This window comes from Burkholderia sp. MSMB1072, from assembly GCF_001524725.1.
Classification (GTDB): domain Bacteria; phylum Pseudomonadota; class Gammaproteobacteria; order Burkholderiales; family Burkholderiaceae; genus Burkholderia.
This window is the reverse complement of record NZ_LOYC01000047.1, coordinates 60,163-73,964: the sequence shown is the minus strand read 5'-3', so window position 1 is coordinate 73,964 and position 13,802 is coordinate 60,163. Positions and strand designations below refer to the sequence as shown.

Sequence of the window (13,802 nt, the reverse complement as noted above, 5' to 3'; positions counted from 1 at the left end):
CGCACGCGTGCGGAAACCGCCGGTCACGGATGACGGATATGGATCAAGACGGGCGCCGCGGCGCCCGTTGCTTCATCCGCCGCGACCGTCATCACGCCGCCATACGGGCCGACGCGATGAACCCGGCCCGGCGCCAGCGGCACGCTTCGTTCGTCGCGCGCATCGCGCCACGTCACCCGCACCGCCGCGCCGCCGTCCGACGCGAACGGCGCGCCGTCGGGCCCGATCAGCGCCACCTGCGCACCGGCCAGGCGCCGGCCATGCGCATCGAACCGGAGCGTGGCCGTTGCCGCGCCGCCGGCCGCGTCCCGCGCGTCGACCTGCACGGCCGCCGGGACATCGAGCGTCACGTCGTAGAGATCGACGAGCGACCCGACGAACCGCACGACGCCATCCGACGCGGGCTGTCCGGCCGCCATCGCGTTCGGCATTGCATTCGACGTCGCGAGTACGACACCGAGCGCGAACACCATCGTTCGCACGACGCCGGCGCCCGCTGCCGCCGCCGATGCCGATCGCTTCGTGTTGTTGCGCATGTTCCCTCTCCTCTGCCGCGTTACCGGAAAAACGGGCGGCGTGACGCGTCGGTCACGCCGCCCGTGTGCTGGCATTCACTGTAAGGAGAGCGGCCCGGACAATATATGGGACAAGTCCTAAACTGCAGCCGGATTGATCGAACTCAGCGTAGTCGACACGGCCCAGCAGCCCGATGCGACCGGTGTCGTGCGCCCGTCACGCGTCCGGATCGACGCGCAGCACGAGCTTGCCGCGATGGTCGCCGTCGAACAGGCGGTTCAGCACGTCGGGCGCATTTTCGAGACCGTCGGCCACGGTTTCCTCGGCCTTGAGCCGGCCGTCGCGCAGCCAGCCCGCGAGCGTCTGCACGGCTTCGCGGCTCTTGCGGTAATCGAGGATCAGGAAGCCGCGCATCGTCAGCCGCTTCGAGATCAGCACGCCGACGTCGTCGGCCGCGCGGCCGCTGTTGTAGTTCGAGATCACGCCGCACAACGCGACGCGCCCGCCGATCACCATCCGCGACAGCACTGCGCGCATCACCTCGCCGCCGACGTTCTCGAAGTTCACGTGCACGCCGTCCGGCGTCGCCGCCTTCAGTTGCTGGCGGAAATCGTCGGCCTTGTAGTCGACGGCCGCGTCGAAGCCGAGCGTCTCGGTCAGGTAGCGGCACTTGTCCGCGCCGCCCGCGATGCCGACCACCCGTGCGCCGTGAATCTTGCCGATCTGCCCGGCGATCGAGCCGACCGAACCGGCCGCCGCCGACACGACGAGCGTTTCGCCCGGCTGCACCGGCGCGATGTCGGTCAACCCGTAGTACGCGGTCAGCCCGCTCATCCCGCACGCGCCGAGCAGCGTCGGCAGCGGCAGGCCCGACTGCGCGGGCAGCTTCACGAGCTGCGCGGCCTGCTCGGCCGGCACGACCGCATAGTCCTGCCAGCCGACGAGCCCCTGCACGAGCTCGCCTTCCGCGAACCCCGCATGGCGCGACGCGACCACGCGGCCGATACCGAGCGCGCGCATCACCTCGCCGATCGCGACGGGCGGCAGGTACTGCGGCACGTCGCTCATCCACACGCGGTTGGTCGGGTCCATCGACAGATACAGCACGCGCACGAGCACCTCGCCGTCGGCGAGCGCCGGCACCGGCGTCTCGACGAGCGAGAAGTGTTCGCGGCCGACCCGCCCTTCCGGGCGCGTCTTCAGCAGCAGTTGGCGATTCACGGGTGTCGACATGATGTTCTCCTCCAATCGTCGTGGTTCGGGATGCGCGTCAGACCGCGCACATGCCGCCGTCGATCACGAGTTCGGCGGCCGTCATGAAGCGGCTCTCGTCGGATGCGAGATACACGGCCGCGTGCGCGACGTCGTCCGGCTCGCCGAGCCGGCGCAGCGGAATGCCGCGCGCGAGCTTGCGCGTCGCGTCGCGTTCGCCGAGCGACTGGAACAGCGGCTCGACGATCCCTGTGCGGATGAACGCCGGGTGAATCGAATTGCAGCGCACGTCGATCTCGCGGCGCGCGCAATCGATCGCGACCGACTTCGTCAGCGACGCGACCGCCGCCTTCGACGCGTTGTATGCGGTGAAGTCCGGCTCGACCTTGAACGCCGCGACCGACGAGATGTTGATGATCGACGCGGGATGGCTCTCGGCCAGGTACGACAGCGCATGCTTGCAGCCGAGCACGATGCTCTCGACGTTGATCGCCATCACGCGCCGCCATTCGTCCAGCTCGATTTGCGCGGGCGAGCCGATCGAGCCGACGCCCGCATTGTTGACGAGCACCGACAGCCCGCCCATCGCATCGGTCGCCTGCGCGAGCAGCGCCTGCCAGCGCGCTTCGTCGCGCACGTCCTGGGTCGCGGCGAACGCGACCGGCGCCGCACGGCCCGCATTGAGTTCCTGCGCGAACGCATCGAGCACCGCCGCTTCCGCGATGTCGGTCAGGAACACGCGCGCGCCCTGCTCGACCATCCGGCGCGCGATCGCACGGCCGAGGCCGCCCGCGGCGCCCGTGATGTATGCGCACTTGCCGGCGAGGCGCGGAGCAACGATTGTCATGTGACCTCCTCCTGTCGTGAATCGTCGTCGCGGAACGCTGCCGCGACGGGGTTTCCGTGCATGATCCATGCCGACCTGTGCCGGTCGCCGGTGCGCCGACACGGCGACGCAACGCACGGTTTTCCCGCGAGTATATCGAGATGGCCGCGACGCACGCCGGACCGGCCGCGCAGCTTGCCTGCGATGAAACGACAGCCAGCGTACGCGAATGCTGCCGATCGATGAAATGAATATTCGTTATACCCGGTCATAGGCATGGCTCATGACTTGCACGTACCGGCGCCCCTGCGCAAGCAGCCCGGCGCAGCCGCCCGGATGGATTGCGTCGGCAGTCGATCATCGGGAGAACGGGCGTTGCGTTCCGCACGGACGAGAACGCAATCGGGAAGACGATCCGGCGTGGCATCGTGCAATCCGCCGGAAAACGCCGGACGAACGCCGGCGACAAGAAGGCGTCAAGCAGGCGGCGCCGGAGCGCCCGCCATCGGCGACCGTCAGAATCCGTCGCCCGACGGCGCGCGCACGAACGCGCAGAGCTGCGGCGAGTGCGTGTCGATCATCCGCTGGAACGGTGCACGGTGCCCGTACGCGATACCCGACACGAGCAGCAGGCAAACCGCCGCGACGCGCGGCGAAAACGCGCGCTGCCGCGCGCCGTCGTAGCCGCGCAGGAACACCAGCGCGACCAGCGCGCCGAGCATCCAGCCGACGACGACTTCCGGCACGGTGTGCGAATGATCGAACACGCGCGCGACGGCCGTGACCGCGCCGATGGCCAGCCCGGCGGCGATACCGGGCGCCTTGCCCGGCCGGAACGCCTGCCACAGCATCGACAGCGCGACCGTCCACACGGACGTCGACAGCATCGTATGGCCGCTGATCACGCGGAAGTCGAATTGCGGCAGCTCGATGCCGCATCCAGCATAGAGGATTTTCGTGGCGCCGACGACGCCCATGCCGGCGGCCAGCAGCACACCCCAGCGGGCGGCGAGGCGCCAGTCGGTCAGCGCGAGCCATGCCGCGCAGGTCAGCGCGATCGGCAAGGTCAGCGCGGCATCGCCGATGTTGCTGATTTCACTCCACATAACGGACTTCGGGGACGATCGAAAGGCCGCAGTTTACCGCAAGCGCGCAGCGCACCTGTGTCAGCCTGTGACAGGCTGTATCAGCCCGCGACACCGGTAAGCAACAGCAGGTTCGTGCAGGTGATCACGACGAACAGCGCCCATGCGGCCACCTGCATCCCGCGGCCGATCGCATGTTCGCCCATCGTGTCGCGGTCGCTGACCGAGCGGATCAGCGGCCACATCGCGAACGGCAACTGCAGGCTCAGCAGCACCTGGCTCCATACGAGCAGTTGCCCGACCGAGCCGTCGCCGAGCCACAGCACGCCGATCAGCGCCGGCACGAGCGCGAGCCCGCGCGTGATCAGCCGGCGCTGGTAGCACGGAATCTTCGTATGCAGGAAACCGTCCATGATGACCTGGCCGGCGATCGTGCCGGTCAGCGTCGAGCTCTGCCCCGACGCGAGCAGCGCGATGCCGAACAACAGCGCGGCCGCGCCGCCCGCGATCGGCGTGATCAGCCGGTACGCCTGCTCGATGTCGGTCACGTTGTGCTGGCCGGTCGCGTGAAATGCCGCACCCGCGACGACGAGGATCGCCGCATTGACGAGCATCGCGACGAACAGCGACACGCAGGTATCGATGCGCACGAGTGCGAGCGTGTCGCGGATCACGCCGCGCGCGCCGCCGACGACGTGCCGCGTCTGCACGACCGACGAATGCAGGTACAGGTTGTGCGGCATGATCGTCGCGCCGACGATGCCGAGCGCGAGCACGATCGCGTCCTTGCGGTCGTGGCCGGGATCGCCCGGCACGAGCCCGCCGACCACCGCATGCCAGTCGGGCGGCGTGATCGCCACCTGCGCGACGAAGCAGAACGCCATCGTCGCGATCAGCCCGAGCACGATCGCCTCGATCTGCCGGAACCCCTTGCCCTGCAGGCCGAGCACGATCACCGTGTCGAGCGCGGTCAGCACGACGCCCCACGCGAGCGGCACGCCGAGCAGCAGCTTGAACGCGAGCGCGCAGCCGAGCACTTCCGCGATGTCGCACGCGACGATCGACACTTCGGCGGTGATCCACTGCACGACGCGGCCGAAGCGCCCGTAGCGGTCGTAGCTGGCTTGCGCGAGATCCTTGCCCGCGACGAGGCCGAGCCGCGCCGCGAGCATCTGCAGGAAGATCGCCGCGAGGCTCGAGAACGCGACGACCCACAGCAACGAATAGCCGAACTGCGAGCCGGCCTGGATATCGGTCGCCCAGTTGCCGGGATCCATGTAGCCGATCGCGACCAGCAGGCCGGGGCCGAAAAAGCGCCTGAGCTTGCGCCAGCGCGGCGCGGCGGCGTCGATCGTGATGCTGCCCTTTACTTCCGACGGGCAGAAAGGGGCGGTGGCGGTAGTGGGGAGGAAGGGCATGGAAACCGGGAATCGAGATCGCGACACGACGATTCTACGGGTATCCGGCCCGTTTTCCCGCGCTCGGCCGCGCACGCGTCGCAACCCGGCCCGTCGCCGTCGCAACATGCGGCGGCGGCCCCGTCGTCCGACCCGGGCGACGCCGTGCCGTGGGCGAGGATTTTTTCCCGCCCGGCGACGCGGAATTCGGTCGGCGACATCAACAGGCGCTGGCGAAACAGCTTCGCGAGCCGCTCGCCGCTGCCGAACCCGGTGCGCCGCGCGACCTTGTCGGCCGGCAGCGTCGTATGGATCAGCATGTGGCACGCACGTTCGAGCCGCACGTGCTGGACGAACTCGGTCGGCGTCACGCCGATTTCCTTCTTGAAGCGCCGCAGGAAATTGCGCTCGCTCATCGCGGCCGCCTGCGCGGCGTTCGCGATCGAGACGCGGTTCACGCTCTGCGCGCGCAGCCGCTGCGCGGACATCCGGATCGACGGGCTCGCGCTGAGTTCGCGGAACGCCCACATCGACTGCACATAGCGCTGCTCGACCGGCCGCATCATGTTGCTGGCGATCTCCTGCGCGGCGCTGTCGCCGAGGTCGGCGCGGAACATGTCGAGCGCGGCGGCAAACACGTCGGTTTCGCCGGCCCGCGATTCGATCGTCGTGGGAGCCCGGCGCCCCGCCCGGCCCGGCCGCACGTCGATCGACGACTGCCGCCGCGTGGCGGCGAGCGCGGGCAGATCCATCGCGTCGACGATCCAGCGCGCATGCCGGCGAATGTCGGTCAGGCGCCGTTGCAATGCGTCGTCCCAGTTGACGGCCACCAGGTCGCCATGAAGATGAAAGAACGCGAGCGCACGGCGGCTATGTTCGTCGCCGAGCGGCTCGGCCGCGATTCTCACGCCGGACGACGACTGCAACAGTCCCCCGCTTTCGGATACGTACTTGAGCTGATAATCCGCGCCGTACCCATGCAGGCGATTCGCCAGGTTGAAGGCTTCGCCGAGACGCGCGGCCTGGGCCAACGAAAACCCCGTACTCAAATAGATAACGACCCACCGCTGATCTGCTGCATTCACTGGCCAAGCCCCCGACTTGTTCGACTTCTTCTAATACCGTCGAACTGTCAGGCTTATATTTGGTTTGAATGCGTGCGACAGGACGGCTATCCCGAAATATGAAGCGACGGCATCTTAGCCGAACGGGTAGTGCCTTTGGCGCCAAATGGCCGACGGGGACAGCATGATGGCGGATTACTACAGGCTGCCGTGCGCCGCCGGTATGCCGGCATGGAATTGCGTATGCGATGCGGCCGACCATTGCGGCCGTCATGCGTCATGACGTGCGTGTTCGATGGCGTTGCGCAGCGGTCGAGCGGACGCTCGCGTATCGGCGCGAACGGCGTCGACACGCATCGAACGCGTGCGATCGGCGCGTATGCCAACCCGCGCATCGGTTGTCTGCGCATCCTTTAGATTTAGAATCGATCCGTCCTTCACCACGCCGCCCGCGCTCCGTGCCCACCGATCACCGTCTCGACCTGAACCTGTTTCGCGTGCTCGACGCCGTCTACGTGCATGGCGGCATTGGCGCGGCCGCCCGCGCGCTGCATCTGACGCAACCGGCCGTCACGCATGCGCTCAACCGGCTGCGCGCGCATTTCGACGATCCGCTGTTCGTGCGCCAGGGCAATCGCGTCGTGCCGACCGAGCGCACGCGGTCGATCATCGCGGACGTGCAGCGGCACCTGAAGGGCCTGCAAGGCACCGCGCGCGATCCGTCCGCCTTCGATCCCGCGACGCTCGACCTGAGCATCGCGGTCGGCATTCGCGACGTGCTCGAATCCATCGCATTGCCGCGCATCGTCGCCGCGTTCGCCGACGAAGCGCCGGGCTTGCGGCTCGTCAGCCGCCGCATCGCGGTGCCCGACATCGAACGCGAACTGGCGTCGGGCAACCTCGATCTCGTCGTCGATCGCCGCGTGCCGACCGGCCCGCGCATCGCCACCGAACACCTGCTCGACGATTCGCTCGTCGTCGCGATGAGCCGCGATCATCCGCTGGCGCGCGACCCGCTGCGACGCGGCGACTATTTCGCGGCGCAGCATATCGCCGTGTCGTCGCTCGGCGCGCCGCAATCGCTCGACGTCCTGCTCGGCAACGACGGGCGCTTGCGCGACATCCGGCTCACCTGCCAGCACTATTTCGCCGCCTGCCAGATCGCCGCGGCCGGCCATCTGCTCGTCACGCTGCCGCACACCTATGCGCGGCGCATGGCCGCGCTGCTGCCGATCGCCGTGCGGCCGCTGCCGCTGCGGCTCAAGCCGTTTCCGCTGCTCGCGTACTGGCACGAGTCGCGCGACACCGACCGCGCACATCGGTGGGTGCGCGAACGCATCGCCGCGCTCGTGCGCAGCAGCGCCGACACGTAGCGGCGCAGCACGCAAGCGCGCGATCGCGACGGTATGCTGGCGGCTGCGCGCCGCCACACGGCGCCCTCTTCCCTCATCCGCTACCGGAGACTTGCCATGTCCCTCATCCACGCCGCCGCCGTCCTCGATGCCGACGCGCCCGACTACGTCGTCCGGTTGCAGGCCGGCACGCATGCGCTGACCGGCGACGAAGCGCCGCGCGAAGGCGGCCAGGATCGCGGGCCGGCGCCGTACGAGTTCGTGCTGGCCGGGCTTGCGCAATGCACGGCCGCGACGCTGCGCATGTACATGCAGCGCAAGGCGTGGCCGGCCGTGCGCATCACGGTGCGCACCGAGCTGCATGCCGATCGCGAAGGCGTGCAGTACGTGCGCCGCGTCGTGACGCTCGACGGCCCGCTCGACGACGCGCAACGCCAGCGTCTCGCGGAAATCTGCGAGAAGACGCCGGTGACGCAATTCATCAAGCGCGGCACGCGGATCGACACGACGTTGAACTGACGCACGCGGCAGGCCGCACGGTCTGCCGCATGAAACGGAACGGGCGGGCCGCGCATCCGGCGCGACCCGCCCGTTCGCCGATCCCGCCCGGCGCTTACAGTCCGAGCGCGGACAAGTCCAGCTTGCCGTCCTTCATCGGCGGGCACCAGAAATACGCGCCCGTCAGCGGCCGCGTGAAGCGGAACAGGCCGTCGACGATCCCGTCTTCCGCGCCGCTCATCCGGCGCATCTGCACGTCGAACGCGCGGAACGAGCAGCCGAACGCGACGAAATAGAGGCCCGCGCGGCGCGTGTCCGACCACGGCGACGAACGGCGCAGCATGAACGCCTCGGGCGCGAAGCTCTCTTGCGCGGTGCGCTTCACGTGCGCGAATTCGGGCGCGTCGTCGAGTTCCTCGTTGTCCGAACGGCGACGCCCGATGATGTGATCCATCTCACCCGACGGAATGCGCTCCATCCGGTCGAAATCGTGCACCCACTGCTGCACCGCGACGAAGCTCGAACCGTCGAGCCCCGCGCCCTGCCCCGTCACAATCGCCGCGGCGATCGCGTCGTCGCCTTCCGGGTTCTCGGTGCCGTCCTCGTAGCCCGACAGGTCGCGATCGTTCGAATAGCGGAAGCCGTCGACGGCCTCCTGCAGCGCGAACGCCGGCGCGAGTGCGCGTTCGATCGCCCGCGCGCGCAGCACGATCTCGCCGCGGTCGTCCGAGCGCAACCAGACCCACACGTCGGCCGGCGTGGCCGGCAGCGTGCGGTCGTTCACCGCGAACGCCGGATAGTCGGTCAGGCCCGGCACCGGATGTCCGAGATAGGCAGCCAGCGTGTGCCCGAAGCCCACGACCGTGTCGCGTCCGTCGACGATCTCGCGCAGCGCGGCCAGCGCCGCGGCGATATTGCCGCCATTCGACATCGTGAAAGTGAGGTATCGCGCTGCCGTATCGATCGGAGCCAGGATGCCTTGCTGAACGTCGCTCATCGTTTCCTCGGGAATGGTTCGGAATGGATCCGGGTAGGCGCGCCTCGTCGCGCGCCGCGGACGCCGAAGTGTAATCGATGCGTCCGCCGCAACCCGTGCCCGCCATCGCGAAACGTACGCGAAAAGGGGCCAAAACCCTGAATACTAACCGTATCGACGCTGCAACGCCGCATTCGTCAGACGTTGCGGCGCGCGCGACACTCCTGATAAAATCGCCACACGTCTTTTCGGCGTCCTTTCAACCGTTCACTTCAGGGAGGTGCAGATGTTCCGAATGCCAGCAACCTTCCCGAACGTGGTCTCACGGCGCAGTTGATCCAGCCCGCCGTCCGCGCCGGCTCCCGAGTTTTCCGCTGACCCGTCAGCCGCGCTTTTCCCGACAGCCCGTTTCGTTCCGCCCGCGTGTTTCGCGCGGCCCGGCTGTTGCGTTTTCGACGTTCTCCGAACCGGAAAGTCCCGTCGCGCGACGCGCCGGGCAACGATACATGACCAGAAAAACCTCCCATCTGGGCGGCCATGCATTCCAGGCCGTCTTCGGCTTCACCCTCCGTTACTGGCGCAAGCAGCCGGTGCGCATCGCCGCGGTCGCCAGCCTCGCGCTGCTCGCCGCGCTCGCCGACGTCCTCACGCCGCTGTTCGCCGGCCGCCTCGTCGACGCGCTGTCGAGCGGCCTGACCGACCGTGCCGCCGCGTGGCATTCGGCCCTCGTCGCGTTCGGCACGCTCGCCGCGCTCGGCATCGGCGCGACGGTGCTGCGCCAGGGCGTCTACCTGAACATCATCACGCTCACGCTGAAGATGATGAGCGAGATCGCCGCCGCGTCGTTCCACCGCGTGCAGCGCTTCTCGACCGACTGGCACGCGAACAGCTTCGCGGGCTCGACCGTGCGCAAGATCACGCGCGGAATCTGGGCGCTCGACCTGCTCAACGACACCGTGCTGATCGCGCTGCTGCCGTCGGTCGCGATGCTGGTCGGCGCGACCGTGCTGCTCGGCACGCACTGGCCCGTGATGGGGCTCGTCGTCGGCGCGGGGTCGCTGCTGTACATCGCGGTGACGGTCGCGGTGTCGCTCGGCATCGTCGCGCCGGCCGCCCGGCTCGGCAACCTGTGGGACACGCGCATGGGCGGCGCGCTCGCCGATGCGGTGAGCTGCAACGCGGTGGTGAAGGCGTTCGGCGCGGAAGCGCGCGAGGAAGCGCGGCTCGCGCGCGTGATCGGCAAGTGGCGGCAGCGCACGCGCCGCACGTGGGTGCGCGGCACGTTCAACGGCGGGTTGCAGGGCGCGATGCTCGTCGCGATGCAGGCCGCGATGATCGGCGTCGCTCTGCGGCTGTGGATGAACGACGAGGCGAGCGTCGGCGACATCGCGTTCGCGCTGACGATGTTCTTCATGCTGCAGGGTTACCTGCGCGACGTCGGCATGCATATCCGTAACCTGCAGCGCTCGGTAAACGACATGGAAGAACTCGTCGCGCTCGAACGCCAGCCGCTCGGCATCGACGATCGGCCCGGCGCACCGGCCATCCGGATCGGGCAAGGCGAGATCCGCTTCGAGCACGTGACGTTCCGCTACGGCAACCATCCGGTGCCGCTGTACGACGATTTCTCGATGCGGATCGCGCCCGGCGAACGCGTGGGCCTCGTCGGTCATTCGGGGTCGGGCAAGACGACGTTCATCAAGCTGATCCAGCGCCTGTACGACGTATCGGGCGGGCGCATCACGATCGACGGCCAGGACATCGCGCAGGTGCGGCAGGATTCGCTGCGCAGCCAGATCGCGATCGTCCAGCAGGAGCCCGTGCTGTTCCACCGCACGCTCGCGGAGAACATCGCGTATGCGCGCCCCGACGCGAGCCGCGCCGAGATCGAGCGCGCCGCGCGCCTGGCCAGCGCGCACGACTTCATCGCCGCGCTGCCGGACGGCTATGACACGCTCGTCGGCGAACGCGGGATCAAGCTGTCGGGCGGCGAACGCCAGCGCGTCGCGATCGCGCGCGCGTTCCTCGCGGATGCGCCGATCCTGATCCTCGACGAAGCGACGTCGAGCCTCGACAGCGAAAGCGAGCTGCTGATCCAGCAGGCGATGGAGCGGCTGATGGTCGGCCGCACGACGCTCGTCGTCGCGCACCGGCTGTCGACCGTGCGCGCGCTCGACCGGCTGCTGGTGCTCGATCGCGGCAAGGTGATCGAGGAAGGCAACCACGACGCGCTGATCCGCATAGACGGCGGCATCTATCGCCGGCTGTTCGAGCGGCAGGCGCTGGAGCTGGCGAAGGGGCTCGCCGATTCGCCGCGACGCACGGCGGATCGCGATGCCGGGCCGCTGGGAGAGCCGGCGGAGGTCTGATGCAGGCAGATCGTCACGTGGCCCGGCGACATGGCCTCAATCGCTGGGCCATGTCGGCGATCCGATTGGCGTGGTCGACGCACGACGAGGAAATGATGCTGCAACCGGACGAAACCCGTATCGAATCGAATCGCCTTTCGCTCGCACCGTTCTCGGCGAACGACGCGGATGCGACGCTTGCATGCATTACGCCGTCGCTGACTCGCTATATGGGCTGGGACCCTCCGGCCAACCGGGAAAGTTTCGATCGCATCTGGCAGACGTGGCTGCACGCACAAACCAGCGGCACAGACTACGTGTTCGTGATTCGACAACGCGACGATGGAACCTTTCTCGGCCTGGTGGGGGTTCATCACGTCAAGCAGGCCATCCCGGAATTGGGCGTCTGGATCCGCGAAGATCGGCATCGCGAAGGGATCGGACGAGAGGCGGTCAGGCTCGTCGTGGAATGGGCATGCGTGACGCTCAACGTTCAGCGCTTCAACTATCCGGTTGCCGAGGAGAATCATCCGAGCCGACGTATCGCCGAGTCCCTCGGCGGCACTGTAACGGGCCATGACGAGACCCCGAAATTCGTGTCGGCCATTTATCAGATACCAGCCCCGGTGACATGCGAAAGCCCGGGGCAGGCATAGGCGGCCGACTCGCGACGATCGATCTTGTTCGCAATGGTCCTGCCCACGGCCGGGGCTTCCACGAAAGCGGCCGCCGCCAGACCGCCGCCGTCACGCGCCCCTCCCGCGGATCACTTATCATGTCGGCCAGGCAATTCGCGACGAAAGGCAGACCATGTTTACAGGCATTGTTCAGGGCGTCGGCACCATCGACGCCATCAAGGATCACGGCGAGCTGAGGACCTTCAGCATCGCATTCCCCGAGCGGTTCACCGACGATATCGAGATCGGCGCGAGCGTGTCGGTCGATGGCGTGTGCCTGACGGTGACGACCATCCATTCGCCGGAGCTGATCGACTTCGACGTGATGTTGCCGAGCCTGCGGATCACGACGCTGGCCGACCTCTCGACCGGCGCGCGCGTCAACGTCGAGCGGGCCGCGAAGGACGGCGCGGAAATCGGCGGCCATCCGCTGTCCGGTCATGTCGATTTCACGGGGACCATCGCGCACATCGCGTCTTCCGAGCACAACCGGATGATCCGCATCGGCGTGCCGGCCGAATTCAAGCGCTATGTGTTCGCGAAGGGCTACATCGCGATCAACGGCTGCAGCCTCACCGTGTCGGACGTCAATCGCGACGAAGGCTGGTTCGACGTCTGGCTGATTCCCGAAACGCGCCGCGCGACCACGTTCGATGCGAAGGGCGTCAACGACAAGGTCAACATCGAGATCGAGCGCAGCACCCAGGTCGTCGTGGATACGATCCGGGAATCGGTCAAGGAAACGCTCGGCGAATTGAACGGCGTCGTCACCGCGCTGCTGGCGGAAAAAGGCATCGATATCGAGGAACTGCTGGCGCGCAATGTCGCGCGGCTGCCGAAGCAGTAAAGGTCGATGACCTGCGTGCCACGGTATGTCGCGTGGGAACGCAGGCTTATTCGTCCGTGGCGCTCCGACCGGTCAAGGCTTGCCGTTCTTGAAGGCCGCAACCAGAAATTCGACGAGCACCCGGACCCGCATCGGAAGGCGTCGGCCTGCGGGGTACACGAGATGGATGGGGAAGCGTTCAGGCTGCAACTGCGGCAGCAGGACGCGAACCTTGCCGGATCGAATGTCTTCCTCGAACAACCAGGACGGCGCTTGCGCAATGCCAAGGTCGCATAGAACGGACGCCCGGATGTGTTCGGCGTCGCCCGTCATCAGCGAGCCGTGCGGCACGTAGGAGACGGTTTCCTTTTTGACCTTGAACGCCCACGGTTTCGGCTCGCGATCTTTCGAAAATACCACGCACGCGTGCCGATCGAGGTCGGAAAGTCGCTGTGGCTCGCCACGTGCGGCAACGTAGTCCGAACTGGCGACGAGCAGGAAATCCGCGTCGGTCAGTTTTTTGGCGGTGAGTGACGAATCCATCAACTGCCCGTGCCGGATGCCAAGATCGACGCCATCGCCAACCAGATCGACCAGCCGCTCGGAAACCGATAATTCGACGCTTACGTCCGGGTAGCGCTTGAAGAATTCCGGCAACAACGGGGTAATGCACAGCCGTCCGTGTGCCGGCGCCGTGTTGACCCTGACGACGCCCTTGGGGGCGCGCTGACGGTCGCCCACTGACGCTTCGAGCACGTCAAAATCGTCAATGAGTTGCTTGGCTGACTCGTAGAACGCGAGCCCCGCATCGGTGACGATGACCTTGCGCGACGTGCGCATCAGAAGCTGCGCGCCAAGGTGAGTTTCGAGCGCACCGATTTTCTTGCTGACGGCAGGCTGTCCTATTCCATGTTCGCGCCCCACGGCCGAGAAATTGCCGCATTCGACAAGGCGGACAAACAGCCGAATTGCGTCCAGACGATCCATCAGCGGGCTTCCCGGCGATTCCAAAATGGAATTGATGG

At 67.4% G+C, this 13,802-nt stretch carries 13 protein-coding genes; 5 read left to right on the top strand and 8 right to left on the bottom strand.

The genetic code is table 11. From position 1 onward, the window contains the following. Nucleotides 1–23 precede the first annotated feature (23 nt). The 6 genes from WS89_RS23425 to WS89_RS23400 all read right to left on the bottom strand — a co-directional run bounded on the left by WS89_RS23425 (nucleotide 24) and on the right by WS89_RS23400 (nucleotide 6,067). Nucleotides 24–536 (bottom strand): hypothetical protein, encoded by a 513-nt coding sequence (locus WS89_RS23425; RefSeq protein WP_059793829.1) that lies wholly within the window; start codon nucleotides 534–536, stop codon nucleotides 24–26. A gap of 196 nt (nucleotides 537–732) precedes the next feature. Then, entirely contained in the window at nucleotides 733–1,749 is a 1,017-nt protein-coding gene (locus WS89_RS23420; protein ID WP_059793958.1) for an NADP-dependent oxidoreductase, read from the bottom strand. 37 nt (nucleotides 1,750–1,786) lie between these two features. Next, entirely contained in the window at nucleotides 1,787–2,575 is a 789-nt protein-coding gene (locus WS89_RS23415) for an SDR family oxidoreductase (protein WP_059793826.1), read from the bottom strand. Between the two features lie 494 nt (nucleotides 2,576–3,069). Then, nucleotides 3,070–3,660, bottom strand: coding sequence for a phosphatase PAP2 family protein (locus WS89_RS23410; protein WP_059793824.1), 591 nt, complete (start codon nucleotides 3,658–3,660; stop codon nucleotides 3,070–3,072). A gap of 80 nt (nucleotides 3,661–3,740) precedes the next feature. After that, on the bottom strand, nucleotides 3,741–5,057 hold the full coding sequence (locus tag WS89_RS23405; RefSeq protein ID WP_059793822.1) for an Nramp family divalent metal transporter: 1,317 nt from the start codon (nucleotides 5,055–5,057) through the stop codon (nucleotides 3,741–3,743). Continuing rightward, entirely contained in the window at nucleotides 5,006–6,067 is a 1,062-nt protein-coding gene (locus WS89_RS23400) for a helix-turn-helix domain-containing protein (RefSeq protein ID WP_059793819.1), read from the bottom strand. The genes WS89_RS23405 and WS89_RS23400 overlap by 52 nt, the downstream gene beginning before the upstream one ends. Before the next feature lie 491 nt (nucleotides 6,068–6,558). Here WS89_RS23400 and WS89_RS23395 point away from each other — a divergent pair, with 491 nt between their 5' ends. Together WS89_RS23395 and WS89_RS23390 are read left to right on the top strand one after the other, a co-directional pair. Continuing rightward, nucleotides 6,559–7,473, top strand: a complete 915-nt coding sequence (locus WS89_RS23395) for a LysR family transcriptional regulator (RefSeq protein ID WP_059793817.1) — start codon at nucleotides 6,559–6,561, stop codon at nucleotides 7,471–7,473. 96 nt (nucleotides 7,474–7,569) lie between these two features. Beyond that, nucleotides 7,570–7,971, top strand: coding sequence for an OsmC family protein (locus WS89_RS23390; protein WP_059501281.1), 402 nt, complete (start codon nucleotides 7,570–7,572; stop codon nucleotides 7,969–7,971). Between the two features lie 94 nt (nucleotides 7,972–8,065). Here the strand turns inward: WS89_RS23390 and WS89_RS23385 are convergent, their stop codons facing one another. Then, on the bottom strand, nucleotides 8,066–8,947 hold the full coding sequence (locus tag WS89_RS23385) for a Dyp-type peroxidase (protein ID WP_059793815.1): 882 nt from the start codon (nucleotides 8,945–8,947) through the stop codon (nucleotides 8,066–8,068). A gap of 485 nt (nucleotides 8,948–9,432) precedes the next feature. On the opposite strand from WS89_RS23385, the gene WS89_RS23380 reads away from it, so the two are divergent. From WS89_RS23380 to WS89_RS23370, 3 genes are all read left to right on the top strand, one after another. After that, nucleotides 9,433–11,295 (top strand): ABC transporter ATP-binding protein, encoded by a 1,863-nt coding sequence (locus WS89_RS23380; protein WP_059501285.1) that lies wholly within the window; start codon nucleotides 9,433–9,435, stop codon nucleotides 11,293–11,295. After that, entirely contained in the window at nucleotides 11,295–11,930 is a 636-nt protein-coding gene (locus WS89_RS23375) for a GNAT family N-acetyltransferase (protein ID WP_306454018.1), read from the top strand. The genes WS89_RS23380 and WS89_RS23375 overlap by 1 nt, the downstream gene beginning before the upstream one ends. A gap of 154 nt (nucleotides 11,931–12,084) precedes the next feature. After that, nucleotides 12,085–12,798 (top strand): riboflavin synthase, encoded by a 714-nt coding sequence (locus tag WS89_RS23370; RefSeq protein WP_034205300.1) that lies wholly within the window; start codon nucleotides 12,085–12,087, stop codon nucleotides 12,796–12,798. A gap of 72 nt (nucleotides 12,799–12,870) precedes the next feature. On the opposite strand, the gene WS89_RS23365 is transcribed toward WS89_RS23370, so the two are convergent. Next, nucleotides 12,871–13,764, bottom strand: a complete 894-nt coding sequence (locus WS89_RS23365) for a LysR family transcriptional regulator (protein ID WP_059793813.1) — start codon at nucleotides 13,762–13,764, stop codon at nucleotides 12,871–12,873. Nucleotides 13,765–13,802 lie beyond the last annotated feature (38 nt).

What these genes read in the sequence shown, in the direction of transcription:
- WS89_RS23385 (WP_059793815.1), bottom strand. Translation starts at nt 8,947, where the DNA reads ATGAGCGACGTTCAGCAAGGCATCCTGGCTCCGATCGATACGGCAGCG.
- WS89_RS23410 (WP_059793824.1), bottom strand. Translation starts at nt 3,660, where the DNA reads ATGTGGAGTGAAATCAGCAACATCGGCGATGCCGCGCTGACCTTGCCG.
- WS89_RS23375 (WP_306454018.1), top strand. Translation starts at nt 11,295, where the DNA reads ATGCAGGCAGATCGTCACGTGGCCCGGCGACATGGCCTCAATCGCTGG.
- WS89_RS23390 (WP_059501281.1), top strand. Translation starts at nt 7,570, where the DNA reads ATGTCCCTCATCCACGCCGCCGCCGTCCTCGATGCCGACGCGCCCGAC.
- WS89_RS23425 (WP_059793829.1), bottom strand. Translation starts at nt 536, where the DNA reads ATGCGCAACAACACGAAGCGATCGGCATCGGCGGCGGCAGCGGGCGCC.
- WS89_RS23380 (WP_059501285.1), top strand. Translation starts at nt 9,433, where the DNA reads ATGACCAGAAAAACCTCCCATCTGGGCGGCCATGCATTCCAGGCCGTC.
- WS89_RS23415 (WP_059793826.1), bottom strand. Translation starts at nt 2,575, where the DNA reads ATGACAATCGTTGCTCCGCGCCTCGCCGGCAAGTGCGCATACATCACG.
- WS89_RS23365 (WP_059793813.1), bottom strand. Translation starts at nt 13,764, where the DNA reads ATGGATCGTCTGGACGCAATTCGGCTGTTTGTCCGCCTTGTCGAATGC.
- WS89_RS23405 (WP_059793822.1), bottom strand. Translation starts at nt 5,057, where the DNA reads ATGCCCTTCCTCCCCACTACCGCCACCGCCCCTTTCTGCCCGTCGGAA.
- WS89_RS23420 (WP_059793958.1), bottom strand. Translation starts at nt 1,749, where the DNA reads ATGTCGACACCCGTGAATCGCCAACTGCTGCTGAAGACGCGCCCGGAA.
- WS89_RS23370 (WP_034205300.1), top strand. Translation starts at nt 12,085, where the DNA reads ATGTTTACAGGCATTGTTCAGGGCGTCGGCACCATCGACGCCATCAAG.